Consider the following 20,329-nt stretch of genomic DNA (forward strand, 5'->3'; position numbering starts at 1 on the left):
CCGGATGGATGCCTGGAAAATCCCGCAATCGTCTCACTCCCGACTTGACAGAAACTTCCTCATGGATGCTCTACCGTTTGCCCGTGAAGAACGCATTTGTCTAGGAAAAATACTGTTCGCCACGAGGCAGAACGCGAGCATCGTATTGAGAATGGCTCCGAAACAGATTCTGAAGTCTGATTTCGTTCTCTCAAACTCTGTAGACGTCAGTGAGAAAAGCGACGATTCCACAAGTTTTCTGGCCGGTTCGGTACCAAATTCGGCTGGAAATATGCGTTCAGCCTCTTGAAGTTCAGCACTCTTGCTGAAAGAACCGTTTCTTCACATGCACAAATTTTCACAGGCACAAAAAACAGAGAAATCCTCTTTTTCGCACAGATTCGAGGCGGCAAAAGATGGGCTTTCGCTCATGAACCGGTTTTATCATGAGCGTTTTTTGATGCAACGCAGCATTTTCTAGAAGAACAATCGGAATAATCGTTATTTTCGTAAAGTTCTTCTCATGTAACGTCCTCCCAAGAGTCGAAAACGAAGATAGCTGGAACTTGGACGGAAAAGTTGTTCCGGAAATTTACGAATCAGAATCATTGACTGAATCGCGTTCAAACGGATTTGAATGCCTCGTGAGTTATCACAAGTCAGTCGAACCGGGGTTTTGTTTGACTCAAACCTCACTGCGGCAGGGAGAATCACATGCGACGGAGTGCGTGCTTTCTAACAATCGTTGGTCTCAGCTTGAACAGCGTCGCTGCTCAAGACGTGTTTGGTCCCTCTGCTGTCCAGCCGAAACCAGCTGGAACAAGCCTTCAGTATTTCAGTTCCGGACAAAATAAGACACAAGAGCAAACGCAAAGCCAGCGTTCTGCCGGGCTGAAGCAAGCTCCGCAACCGGTCACCATTTCTCCGGCAGCTCAGACTCCGAATTACTATTCGGAACTATTCGGTAGTAATACTGAAACGAGCAAAGCCGAAACGAGTGAATCCCGATCACGGCTCAAACCTATCATTACACCTCAGAATTCGAATGCAACATTTGGACCACAAGGTGTGGTTCAAGCTGCTTTCGAAGAGGACACAGAAGTCGCTGGCTCACAAATTGAACAAGTCCGGGCTGAAGGCCGAGGAGCTCGACCATTCCCCGGCGTCTCGCCAGTCGCGACTCAATCAAAATTCGCTCCTGTTGCTCCGCGCGTGCCTGTTGCAAACCCGAATACCGCTAATCCGAATGATGCAGTTCCTGGCCAGAGAACTTCACTGACAACACCGATCGCTGTTGAGACCACTTCACCAGCGATGAGTGCAAAAGCAAGTGAGACAGCTCCTGCAAATCGAGGAAATGTCACTTTCAGCCAACGATTTACCAAAGCTCCTCTCGCGGAACCGGTTCCAACCGTCTCAACGATCGAAGCCTCCGGACCACAAACTCCGACTGTCACAATTGAGTGGAAGCAGCAGGGAGCGATCAATGTTGGACAGGAATGCCAATGTGATCTTGTCGTGAAAAACTCTGGGGAAACCGATGCCTCGGGCGTTGAAGTCGAAGCATACTTCCCAAACAACGTGCGACTACTCGATGCCAGTCCAAAGCCTTCAAAGAGCGAAACCTTCTTAGGCTGGCAATTCGCAGCTCTCAAAGCAGGTGAAGAGCGGGTCATCAGAATCAAGATGCTTCCTTTAGAACGAGGAAATATCGCCACACGAGCCAACGTCCGCTTCACTGGGACAGCAAATAATGTCTTCACAGTGGCAGAACCTTTGCTGGCTGTGAAAGTGCAAGGTCCACAGCAAGTCATGATCGGTGAAAGTGCTCCACATACTGTCGTGGTCACCAATCCGGGAAATGGAATTACCTCGAACGTCCAAATCGAAGCTGTCATTCCCGACGGACTTGAGCATGCTCGCGGAAAACGTTTACTCATGGAGATCGGGTCATTGAACCCGGGAGAATCTCGGAGTATCCGACTTGCAATGGCTGCAGTCACCGGCGGGGAACATCAAATTCAAGTACAGGCGAGTGCCGACGCAGGGTTGATTCAAAGAACCGTCGCTGAAGTTTCTGTCATCGCTCCAAGTTTGAATGCCACGATCGACGGCCCTGGTCTTCGTTATCTGGGACGTCAGGGAGTCTTCACTCTCACAGTTGCCAACGACGGAGCTGCTGCCACGAGCAATGTTCAGCTGATGCACAAAGTCCCGACTGGATTCGAGTTCATCAGTGCAGACAAAGGTGTTCAGTTTGATAAATCAACACGACTGCTGACCTGGTTCGTCGGACGCCTTGAAAAGGGTGAGAAAAGCGAACTCAACGTCACGCTCTCTGCCAAGACACTCGGCGAACACAAACACCTGGTTCGTGCAACTTCAGAGCACGGAAGTCTGGCAGATGCTGAGTTCACCACACGAATTGAAGGAACGTCCTCCCTCTCAGTGGAAGTCGTCGACCTCGACGATCCTGTCGAAACCGGCACAGAAGCCATTTACGAAGTCCGCTTGAAGAACGAAGGCTCAGCCGCTGCCAAAGATGTTGGACTCGCTTGCGAGATGGCAACCGGAGTCAGCTTCGTAGGAGCGACTGGACCAACACAGCACATCGCTGAACAGCAAAACATTGTGTTCCGAACGATTCCAGAACTCGGCCCAGGGAAAGTGGCTGTCTACCGCGTCAGAGTGACTTCCCAGACATCCGGAAACGCTCGTTTCCGAGCCCGAGTCACCAGCGAATCGGTCGAAGAAGCACTCACTGCTGACGAGTTGACCAAGTTCTACGGTGAGTAAAATTCCTGCTGACCACACTCGCTGTGGCACCTGACATGTTGAGATCATTCGATCTGCACTCCGAAAAGCCGCGACTGAGGAATCAGTCGCGGTTTTTTTATGCGCCGAGATCATTGCAGAATAATGAGAATTTGTAGATGCTGATGGGATTAACGAAGTCCAAATTCAATCATTACGGACGGAATCACGCGCGGTGCGAGGAAGTCCATCGAGGGATCAGATGAAACCAATTCAAAAACTTTCAGCCATTGTCATACTTCTCTGTCTGGGGGCGCTCACGAGTGTGGCATCTGCTCAGGACTGGACGCGATTCCGAGGACCGAACGGAGAGGGCAAAAGTGACCTGCAAGGTCTTCCGACTCAGTGGTCGAAGGATCAGTATGAATGGGTGATCGAACTTCCAGGCAAAGGGCATTCCTCACCGACTGTTGTGGATAATTTCTTGTTTCTGGCCAGCGGCGAAGCGAACGGAAATCGAACACTGCACTGCTTCAACGCGACCACTGGAGAACAGATCTGGAAAGATTCGATCAAACTCGAAGCGAATCAACTGCATCGCAAAAACAGCTACGCCTCGGGAACTCCAGCCGTGGGAGATGGTTTTGTGTATGTGGCCTTCGCGGATGAGCAGCATTACGTGTTGCTGGCCTACAATTTCAAGGGCGAACGTCAATGGTCACAAGACCTGGGAACGTTCACCAGTTCCCATGGTCAAGGTGTTTCACCAATTGTGTACGACGGAAAAGTGATTGTCCCCTCGGATCAAGCAGGACCGAGCAAAGTCGTCGCCCTGGATGCCAAAACTGGAGAGCATGTTTGGACTTCCGAGCGGAACTTTCGCAAAGCATCGTACGCCACTCCGATCATCATCAACGTGAATGGTGAGGACCAACTGGTCTGCTTGTGCGGAGCTTTGGGACTCACAGGACTCGACCCACAAACCGGCAAGTCACTCTGGCAATCCGGTGAACTCCCAAAACGAACAGTCGCCTCACCGGTTTATGGGAATGGGTTGCTCTTCGCCACTTGTGGCTCAGGTGGACGGGGCTCGAACCTTGTCGGAGTCGACCCGGCAGAGCAGGGGGCTGTGAAAAGTGAGCGCAAACAAAACCTGCCTTACGTTCCAACTCCGATCGTTCACGAAGGACACATCTACCTATGGAACGATGACGGCATTGTCTGTTGCGTCGACCTCAGTGGAGACTTTTCTAAGAACGTCTGGCGCGAGCGTGTCGGCGGAACCTATTCCGGTTCGCCAGTCATGATCGATGGAAAGATTTACTGCATCGCAGAAGATGGAGAGATCGCCGTTATTGATGCCAAACCCGAATACAAATTCTACGGAAAAAGTCCCCTCGGCGACGAGTCCTACGCCACCCCCACCGTTGCCAACGGAAGAGCCTACTTCCGTGGCTTCCACACATTGGCCTGCCTGAAAGCCCAAAACGATTAGAGCAGTTTGCTCTACCGTGTGCCCGTGAAGAACGCATTTTTCTAGAACTGATCCTGAAACTTGAAATTGCTCACTCAAACGTTGAGGAAAGCATCTATTCCAGAGGTTTTCGGACTGGTTCTAATAAAAATGCTTTCCGCCACGAGGCAGATCCTGCAAACCAATTCGAAAGATGCTTTAGAACTCTCCTCACACCGGCCGTTCATGAAAAAAACTGCCATGTGAGTAGGATGCTCGGAATAGCCATCGCAACGCACCAGATTGGACCTCCAGTCTGGTGCGTTTCGCAATGGCATCGCGCCCCAACGGGATTACCCTTACAAGACATCACCGTTCACCGGGTCGCGAAGAGCAACATTAACTTCAAAACCGTTAAAATTGCGCCACTGTGTGCAACGGATGTTATCCGCCGGTGGCGACTTCCAACTGCAGAGTCGGCACCGTGGTCGTGCCGTCGCTGGCAACGATAATATAGGGCTGGTTACGGCGCCACTCCGTGACGGCAAACCGTGAATCAGGATCTGGCTCTAGATGGTATTGGTATTGTCCCGGAGTCAGGGGGCGGTGAAGAGGAGCCAAGCCTGACTCTTGCGTGACAAAACAATAAAAACCACCATCACCGCCGTCTGGTCCGATCAAAGTCATCCCGATAATAGTCCCCTCGACTGGTTCTCCGCTATCAATCGCAACGACCTTTGCTAACGGAGAGCCGGTGACATTCGCCTGCTTTTTAACGACACGCTGATAGAACGCTGCCCGGTTGATCGCTCGTTGAGCATTGGCTTCTCGATGCTTGAATTGAACGAAGGCGAAGATCGCCGCTGCAACCGCCGTCGTAGCGAGTAGTGAAAACAGTTTGATTCGCTTGCGTTGAGTGAAAAGCATCGGTCTCAGCAGGCTCCGGTGACTGGGGAGGTTCATTTGCACTTCATTGCAGAGAACATGTCATCCTACAGAATTGAATTCCGTAGGACACTTTTAGTATCCTGAACGACATATAAACAGCTGTCAATTCGAAACAGGTTGATGTTTTTCGAACGCTGTGAATTCGCCGAAGCGAATGCATATTCTGATACGGGTGAAGGGCTGTGCAATTCTCAGCGATCAATCCTTGAGTCAAATGAATTGCCGAGTCCATCCCGACCGGAAAAGTGGCTGGGGAGAATCTATATTTTTTGATATTTGAACCCTTAACGAGACGCAAGCAGATTGCCCCTAGAGACTCGGCTTCTCAGCCAACGTCGACGGACAACTTTCACGTTGCGTCAGGCGAAAAGAGCCTGACCTACTTCACTTATTACCCTGAACAATTCTTTCAGACTCGGGTCTGAATCCGAAAAGGAACAAGTCTAATCGGCTAGCTTGAAGTGATCTGGAGTTGAGAGTGATGTCGGAGAAGGAAACTAATTTGAGCGACGACGTCTTACAGTTCCATCGAGCTGTAGAGAATGCTCCGTTGGAGAGTCTCAGAAAGATTTTGGCGACCGGCACGAACGTAAACGCACCGGGACGACTAGAGCAGACAGCACTGATGGTTGCGATCGCTGCAAAGGATCTTGATAAGGTCCAGCTGCTGCTGGAATATGGAGCCGACCCTGAGTTGACCGATTGTTTCAATTCAACAGCTCTTGGACATGCTGTTGATCATGATTTTGTCGAAGCTGTCCAATTTCTCATCACACATGGCGTCGACCGTGGATATCACCCTAGGTATCCGCTCAAGCAAGTCCATTACGATTGGGATCTGCTTGAGAGCATGCAAGTACCAATGCCAGAGGAACTTCGAGGCATTATGTCCGAAGACGAATGGAAGCTTTCGACGAACCCTCGGGACATTCTCGAAGAGCATGGACAGAATCCATCTGTCGAGCCACTGATTACTCAGGTCCAAAGTGTGGAATGCCTACAATTGTTTCTCGATGTTGGAGATAACCTGAGTCTGGCTCCAACCGAAATCCAACGTGACTATATAGGTATAGGGAGCACGACAAAGTTCCAGTGCACAAAGAAGGAGTATTGGTCCCACAAGTCACCTCGTTTCGGGAGCAGCAACCCGGAAGTTATAGGCAATCCGTTCTGGAACGACATGATCAGGATTGGCTGTAATGCTTACGTGGCACGCAAACGCTTTAAGGATGATGATCCCTTTTCAAACCCAGGTCCTGTCTGGTGCTACGACCGTTTTGGAGCTACCTTGACCCCGTTGTCGGATGGTCGATTTGTCCAAATCGGGGGAGAGCACGAAGATTATTACGATCCTGATTTCTGCATCTACAACGATGTTGTCGTCCATGATGGAACGGGAGGATTTCAGATTTACGGGTATCCGAAGGAGAATTTTCCGCCAACGGACTTCCACACGGCGACGCTTGTTGAGAATGCGATCTACGTCATCGGCTGTCTCGGATATGTCGATCAAAGAGAGATTGGGGTCACTCCTGTCTATCGACTCGAACTGGATACTTGGTGTTTCGAAAAGGTCGAGACGGACGGAGACATGCCGAGTTGGTTGCATCGTCATTGTGCAAAGTTTGATGCATCTAGAAACGTCATTACTGTTGAGGCGGGAGACGTTCAGGTCTCTGGGGATGACGACAACGCAACACTCTCCCCCAACACGGACCAATTCGAGCTTGATCTTGGCTCGCTGAAATGGCGGACGGTGGATCATCAACCGAAATGAGTAATCGTAGGTTGGGTGAAGCGAATGAGAGTTTGCTTTGGTTGCTGGAAACCGTTGGGATTGTTTCTGGCAACTCTGTTTCAATTGGAGATTCACGTAACCCAACAAAGCTGAGGACGATGGTCATTCACTCGAAATGTTGCAATTCAACCCGCACATCGTGAATTGCTTCATTGTTGTAGTTCCTTCCGAGCTACGTAGGCAAGATCGATGCCAGACGGTTTGTGACAACCGTAAAGAAAATGACTTGTCGGAATTCGACCGACGATAAATCGCAATGATTTCAAGTACTCCAAATGTTGGGTTACGCGAATCTCTGCTGCGATCAACGCAAGAATACGATTTCACTCCTTGACGATTGCATGGGATCACATTTCATCATTCGCTTCACCTGAACGTTCCCCACATCTTTGCTCGAAATCTCGCCTGTTTCCCTGCGTTTTTTGATATTCCAGAGGCAACTTCACGGCATAGGATATGCGGTTAGCGAACTTCTGCCTCTTGACGAGGAAGACATTTCATAGATTCGCCACTCAAGCTCTTTCATACAATCATTCTATTTCATTACTGACTATCGAGTTACGAAGTGTCGTGCTTTCGTTGGTGAGCATCACGTGAAAGGTACGCGCTGAAATCATTACAATTCATGATTGTAAATGTGGGTAACGTTGACCCAACCTACGATTACTAAACAAGGCCACCACCCTGCCCAAATTAAACGTCCATTGGCACTGCTGGACAAGCCAGCAGTGGCACTCTGAGCCTGACCTGCTTCATAGAGCATCTTTCGAATTGGTTTGCAGGTTCTGCCTCGTGGCGAACAGCATTTTTACTAGAACCAGTCCGAAAACCTCTGGAATAGCCGCTTTCCTCAACGTTTGAGAGAGCAATTTCATGTTTCAGGATCAGTTCTAGAAAAATGCGTTCTTCACGGGCAAACGGTAGAGCAAACTGCTCTAGTGCAGCGTGCTTGAATTCATCACCGGGCGACCTCGTCATTGTTCCTTCATTTTACGGGACAGCATGATAGGACAGTGGTCTGTTCTACTGGAAAAGACAAGCTGCGAGGCAATATGTGATGAGGTGTCAAATCATGTTCTTGCCAGTCATTGCATCAATGGCATTTGATTCACGCGGAAACGATCGTTGAACGCTACAATGGGCCAAGCGATTCGTTCCATCGTCTGAAACTTTTGCCTGTTGAGAGAATTGACGCCTTGTTAGACCGGACTGAGATATCACGCACTTACGCCGAAGTGACGCAAGCTGCCTTTCTGGGGCTTGTCGTGAACCTGTTGCTGGGAGTCGTGAAACTGATCGGTGGCATCTTCGGCAACTCATTTTCGCTGATTGCGGATGCAGTCAACTCGATTGGTGACGTGGTGGCGACCATCGTGGTCCTGTTTGCTCTCCGCGTCGCTCAACGTCCAGCTGACGCCGAACACCCATATGGACACACACGAGCAGAAGGGATCGCTGCCTCAAATGTAGCGTTGCTCATCATCGTCTCCGCGGTGTTCGTCGGTTGGGAAGCGATTCAACGGATCAACGCGCAACACGAAATCCCGCCAGTCTGGACGCTCTGGATTGCAGGAGCCAATGTTCTCATCAAGGAGGGGCTGTACCAGTATAATGTGCGAGTCGGAATTCGAACGGGATCATCCTCGATCATCGCCAATGCTTGGGATCACCGTAGCGACGCGTTCTGCTCTCTTGCGGTCCTGACGGGGCTCGCTGTCATTCTTCTCGGTGGGCCTCAATATATCTGGGCCGACAAGGTTGCCTCTCTCGTTGTTGTTGCCGCCATCGTCTGGTCCGGCACACAACTCTTTCGTTCCAGCGCCAGCGAACTGATGGACGTGCAGGCCAATTCCGAGTTTGTAGATCACATCCGAGAAGTGGCGATGTCGGTTGAGGGCGTGGAGGATGTGGAAACGCTCTGGGTACGAAAGTCGGGGCTGGAGTTCTTTGCCGACATCCACATCGAGGTCGATCAGCACCTCTCCGTTGCTACGGGGCATCGCATCGGGCACCAAGTGAAAGACAGGCTCTTACTGGAGTTTTCAAACTTGAGAGATGTTCTGGTCCATCTGGAGCCTTTTCCTCATACGCACGAACTCCTCCAAACCGTTGAAGAGTCACCTGAGAACAGCGAAGAGTGACAACCAGGCGGCTCGATGAAATTTGCTCGCACCAGAGCATCTTTCGAATTGGTTTGCAGGTTCTGCCTCGTGGCGAACAGCATTTTTTAGTAGAGAAATGCGTTCTTCACGGGTACATGGTAGAGCAAACTGCTCTAATCCAGGTCGAGTTGCAAGCTCTGCCGTCGTTTGAAGCACGGAAAAGTGACACAGAGAATCTGTTTTTCGTTGTCATTAACACTTCACTGGCCCATCCGGGGGGGATCTTTCTCTCATTAAAAGTCGACTTGAAAAGAAAGCTCATGGTGAGTTCATCTTGTCGCTCAATCGCCCCAACCGACAAGTCAGTCGGGCCAGCCCGCCTATTACTGAACCAGGATTTATAGAATAAAACTACTTAAATCAGGCGTATTCTGATTTAATGAACTGTCCCAAGCCTGTTTATAATGAACTATTACATTCAGAAATCCAGGATTATTTTCGTTAGACATATCTGGAAGCTCTCCTTCATAGTCGTCCCATTCTCTCACGTCAGATTCAATCGAACTTCCAACGATTAGCCCCTTCGGGGGAACAGTGAAGCGTTTCTTATGCCAATCATAAAAAGCGTCTCCACTCCAGGATACCCATTTTTTTTTGTATGTCTTACTTCTTTGAGAGATGCAAGAAATGGCTGTAAGTCTGAAGCTCTTGCCGTCAATTTCAAAATCTGTTGGTTGATCAAACTTGACTGTCAAAACAAATGCCTTTCCTGGTTCAGAAGGTTCAGCATCCTTATGAGTTGTGAACAACTCACGTAGAAACCAGTTGAACACAGGCTTGCCTTGCCAGAGCACAGACTCGCTATCAAACTTGAAAGGTGTGTTGTGTATAGTCTCGGGAGCAAAATGAATTTGTAAAGAGGTGTTTCGCCATAGATCCACGACACCATAGAACATTTGACCGATGCTGAAGCCTGCTTGATCAGGATCATCGGGAAGTAAGGACAAGCATCCGATATTTTCATGCTCAGCCAATCTCAGCGCTTGTTGTGTAAACCCCTTTCTCGAAAAAAATAATCTGAAGTTGGCTCTCAAGTGCTCAGTCTTCTTGGCAAAGGCTTCAATTTCATCCGGCCCTTTTTTTCTTGAATGATCTTTGCATTCAATGATTCCAAGTATTGGCCAGCCAGCATACTCCCCACGGATCACAACATCGCATTGCCGATTGTTTCCAATCCGGTCCAGAAGTATTTCATCATGAAGAACCTCTGAGTTCGGGGCCATCATTTTCTGAATCCTGGCGACTGCTATCTCAAGGCTAACCCCGGGTAAACTTGACTTCTTCTTTGCTGACATTGAAATAGCCCCAAGGTTTCTGAATTCCAGGAATGCGATCAGCAAACTCTGTCTACTTTAATTTACTGCAAATCGACATCTTGCGCTGGGTGGCCCGACCGAGACGGTTGGGTGCTGTAAGCACAAGATGTTCTACCATTCCCTGTCGATGTTCAATAGAAGGCACTGTCATCGACAGCTTTTAGAGCATCTTTCGAATTGGTTTGCAGGTTCTGCCTCGTGGCGAACAGCATTTTATAGTAGAACCGACGGGCTCGACTGACTTGTTCGGTTGGATTGTGTGGCACGACCCAGAACGGAACGGAGTGGAGTGATGGGCGTGGCGAGTATGAAGTAGAGACTCAATCATCGACAAGGTCTCGAATAAAATGAGAGTTCACGACTCAAATAACGGCAAGACGTACTTTCTCAAGCAGCGTCGGCGATACGATCAGCGGGGTACCATAACGGCTTTCCCGGATTGTTTGAATTTGTTTCCATACCAGAGGCGCAGGGGGGAGAAAATTGAACAGCGATCTGGTGGGTTACGTCCTCGTCATACCTTGTTCAAAAGATATGATTTCTTTCTTAATTAAGTTGCGAATCCCACCATTAACACCGATCGACGAAGTCCACCCACCTTGCTAGCTGAGACAGCAGTTGATTGAAAATGGTCGAGTGCTCGCTGGTATGCAGGAGAAGAAGGCGTCCCGCTTCAAATGGATAGAACATTACCAATGGTGGAAGAATGAGAGTCAATACGAAATTCGCCACGCCCATCCTTGCGCTTCGCTCCAGTCTGAGCGTGCCACCCACCCCGCTGGTACGCAGGAGAAGAAGGCGTCCCGCTTCAAATGGATAGAACATTTACCAATGGTGGAAGAATGAGAGTCAACGCGAAATTCGCCACGCCCATCCTTGCGCTTCGCTCCAGTCTGAGCGTGCCACCCACCCCGCTGGTACGCAGGAGAAGAAGGCGTCCCGCTTCAAATGGATAGAACCTTACCAATGGTGGAAGAATGAGAGTCAACGCGAAATTCGCCACGCCCATCCGTCCGCTTCGCTCCAGTCTGAGCGTGCCACCCGCCGCTTCAGTCTGAGCGTGTTATCCGTCCGCCACCATCTGAGCTTGCCACCCGTCGCTAAATTGAAATGCTCTCTACAGGTCAGAGTCTCCTCAAGAATGAAGCGAGAAAGTTTATCCTGTGAACTTGCCCGGCTTCAGGAACGGTTTCAGCGACTCGAATCTCCATTCGATTTCGGCGATTTCCTCATTCGAGAGTGTCAGGTCTTGAATGATCGGTTGAGCGGGAGTAGTCCCATTTGGACCATATTGCCTCGAAACCATCGTGCTGAAGACACCACGCATTTTTAACAGGTAAAGACTATAGCCACGTAAATTGCCGGGGTGGGTTTGCGAAAGATTGAACATCAGCGTCAGCTTGCTGTACATATCCTTGAGCATAGCGGGATCGTCACCGCTTCTCATCAGCTTCCAGATTTTTGCGAGGATGTCGGCGTAGGCGAGACGTTCCGTCACAAGCCCTTCGGTTCCGAGGCGCGACTCATAGAGCCATCCATAGGCCCCTCTGGCGCTGAACACACTACGAATCGACGGTGATTCGAGTAACTTGCGCACGCGAGGGATGACCGGATTCGATTCTTCCTTAACGTATCCGAAATTGGGGAACTCTTCAGCCAGTTCGATTAGCAATTCAGTAGAAGGGGAGACTCCACCGCGGCGGGCGGTTGTCTGGATCATCACTGGCTGCTCGGTGATGACAGAGGCGAGTGCTCGCCAGTATTGTCGCAAGTCCTCTTGTGTCTTGCCGGTGTCGGGTGGTCGAGAGATGATCGCTGTGGGTGAGAGCTTCCTGGCATGTTTGGCATAGACGAGCATGTCGTCGGTATCCTCACCCTGTACACCGAGGCAAAGGGCTGTCGTTTTCAGGTTTCGACTCGTCTTGGCGAGTACTTCCATCCCTTCGAGTTTTTCGTTTTGGGTTAACAGATCGACACTATCATTCGACTGCGGCCAGATCATGCCGGGGCTCTCACACCAATCGGCAAACCGTGCCTCGCGGGCAAGCACCTCGAAGTCCACGTCACCAGAGTTGGTAAAAGGAGTTGAGAGAATTGGAAACGGTCCGCGAAATCGAGGATAGTCAGGGCTTCTCAATTTCACTGGAACTTGCTTCGCAATTGTTTCTGAAGGTGCCGCACCGATCGAAGTCTGCAACAGCGTACCAGTTGCGACGCTCGAGGCCCCCAGCAGAGTGGACTTCAATAGACTTCGTCTGGAGACAAGTTCTTCGTTCTTCATCGGTGTTCCTCATTCAGAGATGCTTCGTAAAGGTTGCCAGCGGTTATACTGAAATCTGTAGAGATCGGCCAGAAAACGTAGCGCTCGATGATTGGATTGTGACGAAATCTAATCGAACAGCTGTCGGCACTGGTTTCAGTTTTGTGTCACAAAGAGAAATCGAGAAGTGACGTCGTTACCCAAAATGGTCATGACATGTCGGACAGAAAACTCATCCAACAGTTTGTCGATTCATTCGCAAAACTTGACGACATGCTTCTATTGGAATCAAACTATCCCGAACTCGTTGTAGATCAAACAGCTGAGGACTGGGAGACATGGAACACGATTCCAGTTTGGCAACCTGCAAGCATTTCAACACCACTGGAAACTCTTGGCTCACTCTACAATGCTATCGGGGGCGGTCCGCTCCCGTGCTTGTACGAAGCTCTTGTACTTTCCTTTCGCTGGTTAGAGGTGGATCTCAAAGTTTTCCAGCTATTCGCAAACCCTCCAGGCGAAGGGCTTGAGGGGCTTATCAATTCGATTTCCCAAAGCCAATATTCCACAGAGAGTTTACTGTTCCCTCGGTACATTCCATTTGCCAGAGCAGGTGCCGGGCTCCACGACCCAGTCTGTTTTGACATTAGCCAAATGAGTGATCAGCTGGATTGTCCAATTGTTCGGATCGACCACGAAGCTCTCCTGTGCGACTCTAAAATCGTTGAACGTGCGTGGCCTTGGAAATCCTTTCGAGATGCTGTCATCGAAGTCATCTTCTCGAGCTAACGATTTCCAACATTTACCATTCCTGAGGTAGACAGTCGACGCAATCAGGCTGGCCTGGAATAGAAAGATAAGCCTGAAGCAAGGAAGATCAGTTCCTTAAGGTGAATGGCTCAATCTGTTGATGCGGTCGTGAATGAATCATTTTTTGAACTCCTTGACGCCTCTTGAATTTTTTTGATACGTTGCAAAGCGGGCTGTCGCATTTTTCCTCAGCGACTCTCAAAGAATATCCTAGAGTCACCTTCAGATGTCGATCGTTACTGGAAATAAACCAGGAGATACAATGCACTACAAAGGGCAATTGCTAACTTTCACTTTGATGCTGGGCACATTGGCGACAAGTTGCGCGCCGTCATTTGCAGAAGACAAAATCGTGGGCATCATTTGGCAAATCGGCACAAAGGGGGATGATGGAAAGACTGGCAAGTTGAAATGGGGCCCCCGATTCCGGGCCACGCCTGATGGGAAAGTTTGGAATTCTCCAAACCAAGGTGTTCCTGTGGTCATCGGCAGTTGGAACGGTGACGAAGAAAAAACAAAAATGAAAATCGACAAAGTTCCATCTTCGATGAATCAGGACGGCGAAGGTGACTACGAATTCGTACTCGTCGGAAAAGATCCCAAGATCTGGCAGGGGATGTTTACGCGACAAAGTTCCGGTGCCAAAATCCCGTTTCTCATACGTCTCGTCAAAGACTGAGCAAGGTACCAAGCCAGAAGTTAGGGCAGGCTATGCGTGTCCGAATTAGCGGGCGATTGCTCAATAAAAAATGCAAGACCGGATTGCGATTCGAGTGATCTTTCGACGGTACTCGAAACGTACCCAACGGTGCTCAATCAAAAAATACACACCCTGAATGCGTACTTTGCAGTGCTCGTCGAACGTGTTCCATTCATCAAGATGGTGTCTTTCGCCACGAGGCAGAACGCGATCACCAGCTCTAAATTGTGATAGTGAAGTCCTGTTTGTGTTCCTTGTCATTGTGAGGGGCGGGGCATTTTCAGTGACTACCAATGAGCGGATGCTCCACCAAAGCTCGTGGTTCGATTTCATTGTGGATCGCCGATTCTCGCGATATAATTCAACTCACATCCAAGCACTTCAATGCACTTCCATTTCGAATGGACGTGAAAAACTCTTACGACTCACTCTCTTCGAACACTTTTCATCCGTTGTCAAATCGCAGTGGGCGAAGCCTGTCCTCACTTATTATTGTTGGATATCGATATGAAGATTCTGCTGCTTTCCGTTTCGATTTTCCTCTTGGGCTGCGTTTCCTCGCACCACGCAATTGCACAGGAGTCTGCTAAGGCGGACTCTGCGAACCCTCGAGACCCTGAGGTCGCTGCGATCCGTCAACAATCAAAATTGTTTGCAGACGCTTTCAACAAACATGATGCTAAAGCGGTCGCGGGATTCTGGACTGAGGATGGTGAATACATTGATGAAACGAGAAATGGTGGCACGCTGACCGGTCGAGAAGCGATCGAGAAAGCGTACGTCGGATTCTTTAAAGCGAATCCCAAGGCGAAGATCAGCATTGCGATCGCTTCCGTAAAAATACTAAGCGATGATGCTGCTATTGAAGATGGGCGTACGTCGGTAGAACCCGCGACTCCCGGTTCAACAGGAATGGCTCAATATCGAGCCATTCACGTGAAGGTCGCTGGCAAGTGGAAGATGGCTTCGGTTCGTGATAGCGAGATTCAGGCACCGGCTGCTTACCATTCTCTCAAGGATCTTGATTGGCTCGTTGGTTCTTGGGTGGCGGAAGAAAATGGAGTCAAGCTTGAATCGACTTGCCGCTGGATTGCGAACAAGACATTCCTCGAACGACGCCATTCTGCGACTCATTTAGACGGGTCGACAAGCGAGGGTTTGCAGATCATCGGCTGGAATCCGGATGCAGGTCACGTCCAGTCGTGGGAGTTCAGCTCCGATGGTGGAAGTGCTACCGGTGCCTGGCTTCCAACGGAGGGGGGCTGGACAGGGGCGATGCAGGGGGTCGCTGGAGATGGAAGCGTCACTTCGGCTGTCAACTATTACATCCGGATCGACGACAATGCCTTCACCTGGAGGTCAACCGACAGAACTCGTGGAGGCTTTTCACTTCCCGAGGCGGACGAAGTGGTCATCAGACGCAGCGTTCCAGTTAAGTAAAATCACAGATTTCAAAATCGTTCTTTAATCTTAAAGAAAGTCCAACCGATGGTTCGACAAACTTCGCGCATCGTGCTCATGGTGGTTCTCTCAGTTTCTCTTCCCGCAGAGACCTGTTGGGGACGAGGTTTCGGCGGAGGCGGTTTTGGAGGTGGTGCTCACCTAGGTGGTGGGGGTGGCTTTGGCGGCGGTGCTCATCTGGGTGGAGGTGGTTTCGGCGGAGGCGGCGGTTTTGGTGGTGGGGCTCATCTCGGCGGAGGCAGCTTCGGTGGTGGATCTCATCTCGGCGGAAGTGGTTTCGGCGGGGGCAACTTCGGTGGTGGATCTCACTTCGGTGGAGGTGGTGGCAACTTCGGCGGTGATCATTTTGGTGGTGGTGCTGGAGGCTTTGGCGGTGGTGACCGTGGTGCAGGATTAGGCAGCGGTGGCCGAATGAATAGCGGAGGCTTTGGAAGTGGCGGAGGCTTCGGAAGTGATCGCCCCGGCGGTGGAGGTCTTCCAGGATTTGGTGGTGGGGCAGGGGCCTCAGGCCATAATGGACTTGGCTCTGGATCGTTTGGTTCTGTTAACCGTTCACAGCTGAACAGTTTTCTTGGCCTCCCCTCGGATGGCGGCGCGAACCATCTCAATAATACGACTCACTCGAATAATTACTCTCGTCCCAACGACTTTGATTTCAATCACGGGGCGGCTCAGGGTCCTCGTGGCGGAGTCGCTGCCGGGGCAAGCGTCACAGGTCCACAAGGCAATACAGTCTATCGCGGCGGAGCAGTGGGGCCAAACGGTGGATCAGCTGCCGTACGCGGAGCAGACGGAGCAAATGGTGGAAACGTGCAGCAGGGAGCGGTAAGAGGCCCCAACGGGGGAGTCGCTGCTGGTGGAAGTGTGACTGGACCAGGTGGTAATACGGCGTATCGCGGTGCGGCTGTTGGCCCTAACGGAGGAGCTGCTGCGACACGCGGTTTCAACGGCGCCAACGGTGTTGATGCCCGGGAAAGCGCCGCTGTCGGTCCTCGCGGAAACGCCGCAGCAGGCGCAACTGTTCGTGGTCCCAATGGTGGATACGCTGCGGGGCGAGCTTACTCAGGTCGATACGGGGCAGGAGTCGTCTACGGTGCAATGACTCCCGCTGGCCGATACGCCGCAGGTGCAGCCGTTCGCACAAACTTCAATCACTGGGGCTACTACGGAGCTGGCTGGTACGGAGCACATCCCGGGGCCTGGTACGCAGCTGGCTGGGCAGCAAATTCAGCATGGCGCTGGGCGACGTGGGGTTCCGTCGGAGCCTGGATGGCTTACGAAGATGCGACTCCCGTGTATTACGACTATGGGAACACAATCGTCTACGAAAACAACAATGTCTATGTGAATGGGCAGGAGACCGCCACGACCAACGAGTACTATGAACAGGCCAAAAAGCTGGCGATGGTCGGAGTCGAAGCTCAAGTTTCCAAGGATGAAGAATGGATGCCACTTGGCGTCTTCGCGTTGAGCCCCCCTAATTCACAGAAATCTGAAATCACGTTGCAAATCGCGGTCAATAAGGCAGGCATCATTCGTGGAAACGACACGAACGATCAGTCAAACCAAACGCAGATTTTACAAGGTTCCGTTGACAAAAAAACGCAGCGAGTCGCATTTTTCGAAGGCACGAATTACTCCGACGTTTTCGACACCGGGATCTATAACCTGACCAAAAACGAAGCACCGATCCTGCTGCACTTCGGCCCGGAAAAGACTGAGACCTGGCAGCTCACTCGACTGAAGCAACCAGCGAGCGGGGATCAATCCAAAGACGACAATTCCTCAGAGAGCAACTCCTCGAACGAGAATTAATTTCGAGGTTTTTGGAAAATCGTGGACGCGGTCTGTCTCGTAGCGTTCAGCCTTTCCCTCTGATGGAAGACGTTCTTCGCGATCACGAAAAACACGAAGGAGTTGAGCATTTTCAATGATGTCGTTTCTCGTGAAGATCACTTTCATGGCTTCTTAAACAGCTTGCTACGAGGCAGCACGTACAGGCCATTCTGGATTTACTAAAGGACTACACCATGATTCGACCATCCAAATTCGCTCTCAGAGTTTTTGGTTCCTCTCTCCTCACGTTGATATTTGTGGCAGCGACCGGGAGCAATACTCTTGCTCAGCAAGCGACACCACCCCCCTCAGGATCACCCGCTGCCACGACGACAATCGATGGAAAACAACTTCCCGCGCCAGATCCAAAATTCGGCGGTGTCATCAAACCGGATGCTCTGAATTCGAAGCCATGGTGGGCACCTCGAATCGTTCCACCTCAAGACGCACCAAACGTGCTGTTGATCATTACAGATGATTCCGGATTCGGAGTGCCAAGCACCTTTGGCGGAGTCATTCCAACTCCTGCAATGGATCGCGTTGCGAACAACGGTTTGCGGTATAACAACATTCACTCGACCGCGCTCTGTTCGCCGACACGTGCCGCGCTCATCACCGGTCGAAACCATCACTCGGTCGGGTTCGGGGTCATTTCCGAACAGTCGACTGGATTCCCCGGTTACAACAGTATCATTCCTAAAGACAAGGCAACGATCGGGCGAACTTTGCTTGATAACGGTTACGCCACTTCATGGTTCGGAAAGGATCACAACACTCCGGCGTTTGCCGCCAGCCAAGTTGGCCCGTTCGACCAGTGGCCGACAGGTCTTGGATTCGAGTATTTCTACGGATTTGTGGGTGGGGATGCGAATCAGTGGCAACCGAATTTGTTCCGTAATACGACTCAGATCTTCCCATTCAAGGGGAAGCCTGGCTGGAATCTTGTCACCGGCATGGCCGACGATGCAATTGATTATCTGAATCGCATGAACCAGACGATGCCCGACAAACCATTCTTCGTTAAATACGCTCCTGGCGCGACTCATGCCCCTCACCATCCGACCAAAGAGTGGGTCGAAAAAATCCACAACATGCACCTCTTCGATGATGGGTACAACAAGCTTCGTGAGACAATTTTTGAAAACCAAAAGAAGCTCGGCGTGATTCCAGCTGACACAGAACTGGCCCCATGGCCTGACGAAGTGCTGAAACCCTGGGACCAACTGACTGCTGAAGAACAGAAACTCTTCATCAAACAGGTCGAAGTCTTTGCTGCATATGCTGCTTACAACGACCACGAAATCGGTCGAGTGATCCAGTCTATTGAGGACATGGGCAAGCTTGAGAACACACTGATCATTTACATTAATGGCGACAACGGCACCAGTGCCGAAGGTGGTCCTCTCGGAACACCTAACGAAGTTGCGTTCTTCAACGGTGTCAACATGATGCCGGTCGAAGAGCAAATGAAATGGTATGACACATGGGGAACCGAACATACCTACAACCATATGTCAGCAGGCTGGTCGTGGGCATTCGACACGCCGTTTACCTGGTTCAAACAGAACGCTTCGAAACTTGGTGGCATCCGTCAAAATATGGCGATCTCCTGGCCAGCCCGAATCAAGGACAAGGGGGGATTGCGTGAGCAGTTCTGTCACGTGATCGATATCGTCCCAACCATTCTCGAAGCGGCAGGCATTGACCCGCCTGAAACCGTAGACGGCATTCCTCAGAAACCGATTGAGGGAACAAGCCTTGTTTACACATTCGACAAAAAGAACGAGAAAGCACCTTCGCAGCATAAGACTCAGTACTTCGAGATGATGGGGCAATGGGCGCTCTACCATGAAGGCTGGTTGCTTAGCACGAAAGTCAATCGCGCACCGTGGGAAGCGTTCGGATCGGCAAATCCTGACCCGCTCAACAATCAGGTGCTCGAACTTTATAACCTCAACGAGGACTTCAGCCAATCTCGGAACATCGCAGATGAGAATGCCGACAAGCTGAAGGAGATGAAGAAATTGTTTATCGCCGAAGCGAAAAAATACCAGGTCTTCCCGATGGACGCTTCAGTCGCAGCCCGACTTGTGGCTCCCCGGCCAAACATCACTGCCGGTCGCACGGAGTTTGTTTACACACTCCCGATGACTGGTCTGCCGCAAGGTGATTCGCCTTCCATCCTGAATAGTTCTTACACGATCACGGCTGACATCACTGTGCCTGAAGAGGGAGCCGAAGGAATGATCCTCACTTCGGGAGGTCGTTTCTGTGGCTACGGTTTCTACCTTCTCAAAGGCAAGCCAGTCTTCCTTTGGAACTTACTCGACTTACAACGAATTAAGTGGGAAGGGAAAGAAGCACTCAGCCCGGGACAACATACTCTTGAGTTCGATTTCAAGTATGAAGGCCTCGGAGCAGGGACTCTCATGTTCAACAGCATGAGTGGACTGGCACGTCCCGGAACAGGTACTCTCAAGGTCGATGGCAAAGTCGTTGCGACTCAAAAAATGGAAAAGACGATTCCCATGATTCTTCAATGGGATGAAAGCTTCGACATCGGCTCCGACACCCTGACTGGGGTCAACGATGCCGACTACCTGCCGCCATTCCCGTTGACCGCCAAGCTCAATAAGCTGACGCTCAATATCAACCGCCCGCAAATGTCGCCTGCCGACATCAAAAAGCTTGAAGCAGCCATGCGAAATAACCAGTCCAGTGAATAAGGACTGAAGAGAAGCTGTTCCTGCACAACTCGAGCCTGACTCTTTGTCTTTCGAACGACGAAGAATCAGGCTCTTTCTACGTCTGTACTGACGAAAAGTTTTCGCAGCACGCTTTTTCATCAATGA

General features: G+C 50.7%; 12 protein-coding genes. 9 read left to right on the forward strand and 3 right to left on the reverse strand.

Annotated features, from left to right (window positions below):
- The first annotated feature begins 693 nt into the window (after window positions 1–693).
- Window positions 694–2,775: a hypothetical protein gene (locus ACN0YR_RS22400; RefSeq protein ID WP_417851439.1), complete on the forward strand. Its 2,082-nt coding sequence runs from the start codon at window positions 694–696 to the stop codon at window positions 2,773–2,775.
- A gap of 220 nt (window positions 2,776–2,995) precedes the next feature.
- Window positions 2,996–4,228, forward strand: coding sequence for a PQQ-binding-like beta-propeller repeat protein (locus tag ACN0YR_RS22405; RefSeq protein ID WP_417851440.1), 1,233 nt, complete (start codon window positions 2,996–2,998; stop codon window positions 4,226–4,228).
- Between the two features lie 402 nt (window positions 4,229–4,630).
- Here ACN0YR_RS22405 and ACN0YR_RS22410 read toward each other — a convergent pair whose 3' ends face one another.
- Complete coding sequence (locus tag ACN0YR_RS22410) at window positions 4,631–5,149, reverse strand: hypothetical protein (RefSeq protein WP_417851441.1); 519 nt, start codon at window positions 5,147–5,149, stop codon at window positions 4,631–4,633.
- Window positions 5,150–5,615: 466 nt separating this feature from the next.
- Between ACN0YR_RS22410 and ACN0YR_RS22415 the strand changes: the two genes are divergently transcribed.
- Together ACN0YR_RS22415 and ACN0YR_RS22420 are read left to right on the forward strand one after the other, a co-directional pair.
- Complete coding sequence (locus ACN0YR_RS22415; protein WP_417851442.1) at window positions 5,616–6,911, forward strand: ankyrin repeat domain-containing protein; 1,296 nt, start codon at window positions 5,616–5,618, stop codon at window positions 6,909–6,911.
- A gap of 1,217 nt (window positions 6,912–8,128) precedes the next feature.
- Window positions 8,129–9,073 (forward strand): cation diffusion facilitator family transporter, encoded by a 945-nt coding sequence (locus ACN0YR_RS22420; RefSeq protein WP_417851443.1) that lies wholly within the window; start codon window positions 8,129–8,131, stop codon window positions 9,071–9,073.
- Window positions 9,074–9,432: 359 nt separating this feature from the next.
- Here the strand turns inward: ACN0YR_RS22420 and ACN0YR_RS22425 are convergent, their stop codons facing one another.
- Window positions 9,433–10,389: a restriction endonuclease gene (locus tag ACN0YR_RS22425; protein ID WP_417851444.1), complete on the reverse strand. Its 957-nt coding sequence runs from the start codon at window positions 10,387–10,389 to the stop codon at window positions 9,433–9,435.
- A 1,177-nt stretch (window positions 10,390–11,566) separates the two neighbouring features.
- Window positions 11,567–12,691 (reverse strand): dihydrodipicolinate synthase family protein, encoded by a 1,125-nt coding sequence (locus ACN0YR_RS22430; RefSeq protein WP_417851445.1) that lies wholly within the window; start codon window positions 12,689–12,691, stop codon window positions 11,567–11,569.
- 195 nt (window positions 12,692–12,886) lie between these two features.
- Here ACN0YR_RS22430 and ACN0YR_RS22435 point away from each other — a divergent pair, with 195 nt between their 5' ends.
- From ACN0YR_RS22435 to ACN0YR_RS22455, 5 genes are all read left to right on the forward strand, one after another.
- Window positions 12,887–13,459: a hypothetical protein gene (locus ACN0YR_RS22435; protein ID WP_417851446.1), complete on the forward strand. Its 573-nt coding sequence runs from the start codon at window positions 12,887–12,889 to the stop codon at window positions 13,457–13,459.
- Between the two features lie 247 nt (window positions 13,460–13,706).
- Window positions 13,707–14,159 carry a hypothetical protein gene (locus ACN0YR_RS22440; protein ID WP_417851447.1) on the forward strand — a complete coding sequence of 151 codons (453 nt, stop codon included), beginning with the start codon at window positions 13,707–13,709 and terminating at the stop codon, window positions 14,157–14,159.
- A 528-nt stretch (window positions 14,160–14,687) separates the two neighbouring features.
- On the forward strand, window positions 14,688–15,620 hold the full coding sequence (locus ACN0YR_RS22445) for a YybH family protein (RefSeq protein ID WP_417851448.1): 933 nt from the start codon (window positions 14,688–14,690) through the stop codon (window positions 15,618–15,620).
- Window positions 15,621–15,668: 48 nt separating this feature from the next.
- Window positions 15,669–17,456 (forward strand): protocadherin, encoded by a 1,788-nt coding sequence (locus ACN0YR_RS22450; RefSeq protein ID WP_417851449.1) that lies wholly within the window; start codon window positions 15,669–15,671, stop codon window positions 17,454–17,456.
- Between the two features lie 215 nt (window positions 17,457–17,671).
- On the forward strand, window positions 17,672–20,203 hold the full coding sequence (locus tag ACN0YR_RS22455) for an arylsulfatase (RefSeq protein WP_417851450.1): 2,532 nt from the start codon (window positions 17,672–17,674) through the stop codon (window positions 20,201–20,203).
- Window positions 20,204–20,329: the final 126 nt, after the last annotated feature.

Origin of the sequence: Thalassoglobus sp., from assembly GCF_048270125.1 — a bacterium.
Lineage (GTDB): Bacteria > Planctomycetota > Planctomycetia > Planctomycetales > Planctomycetaceae > Thalassoglobus.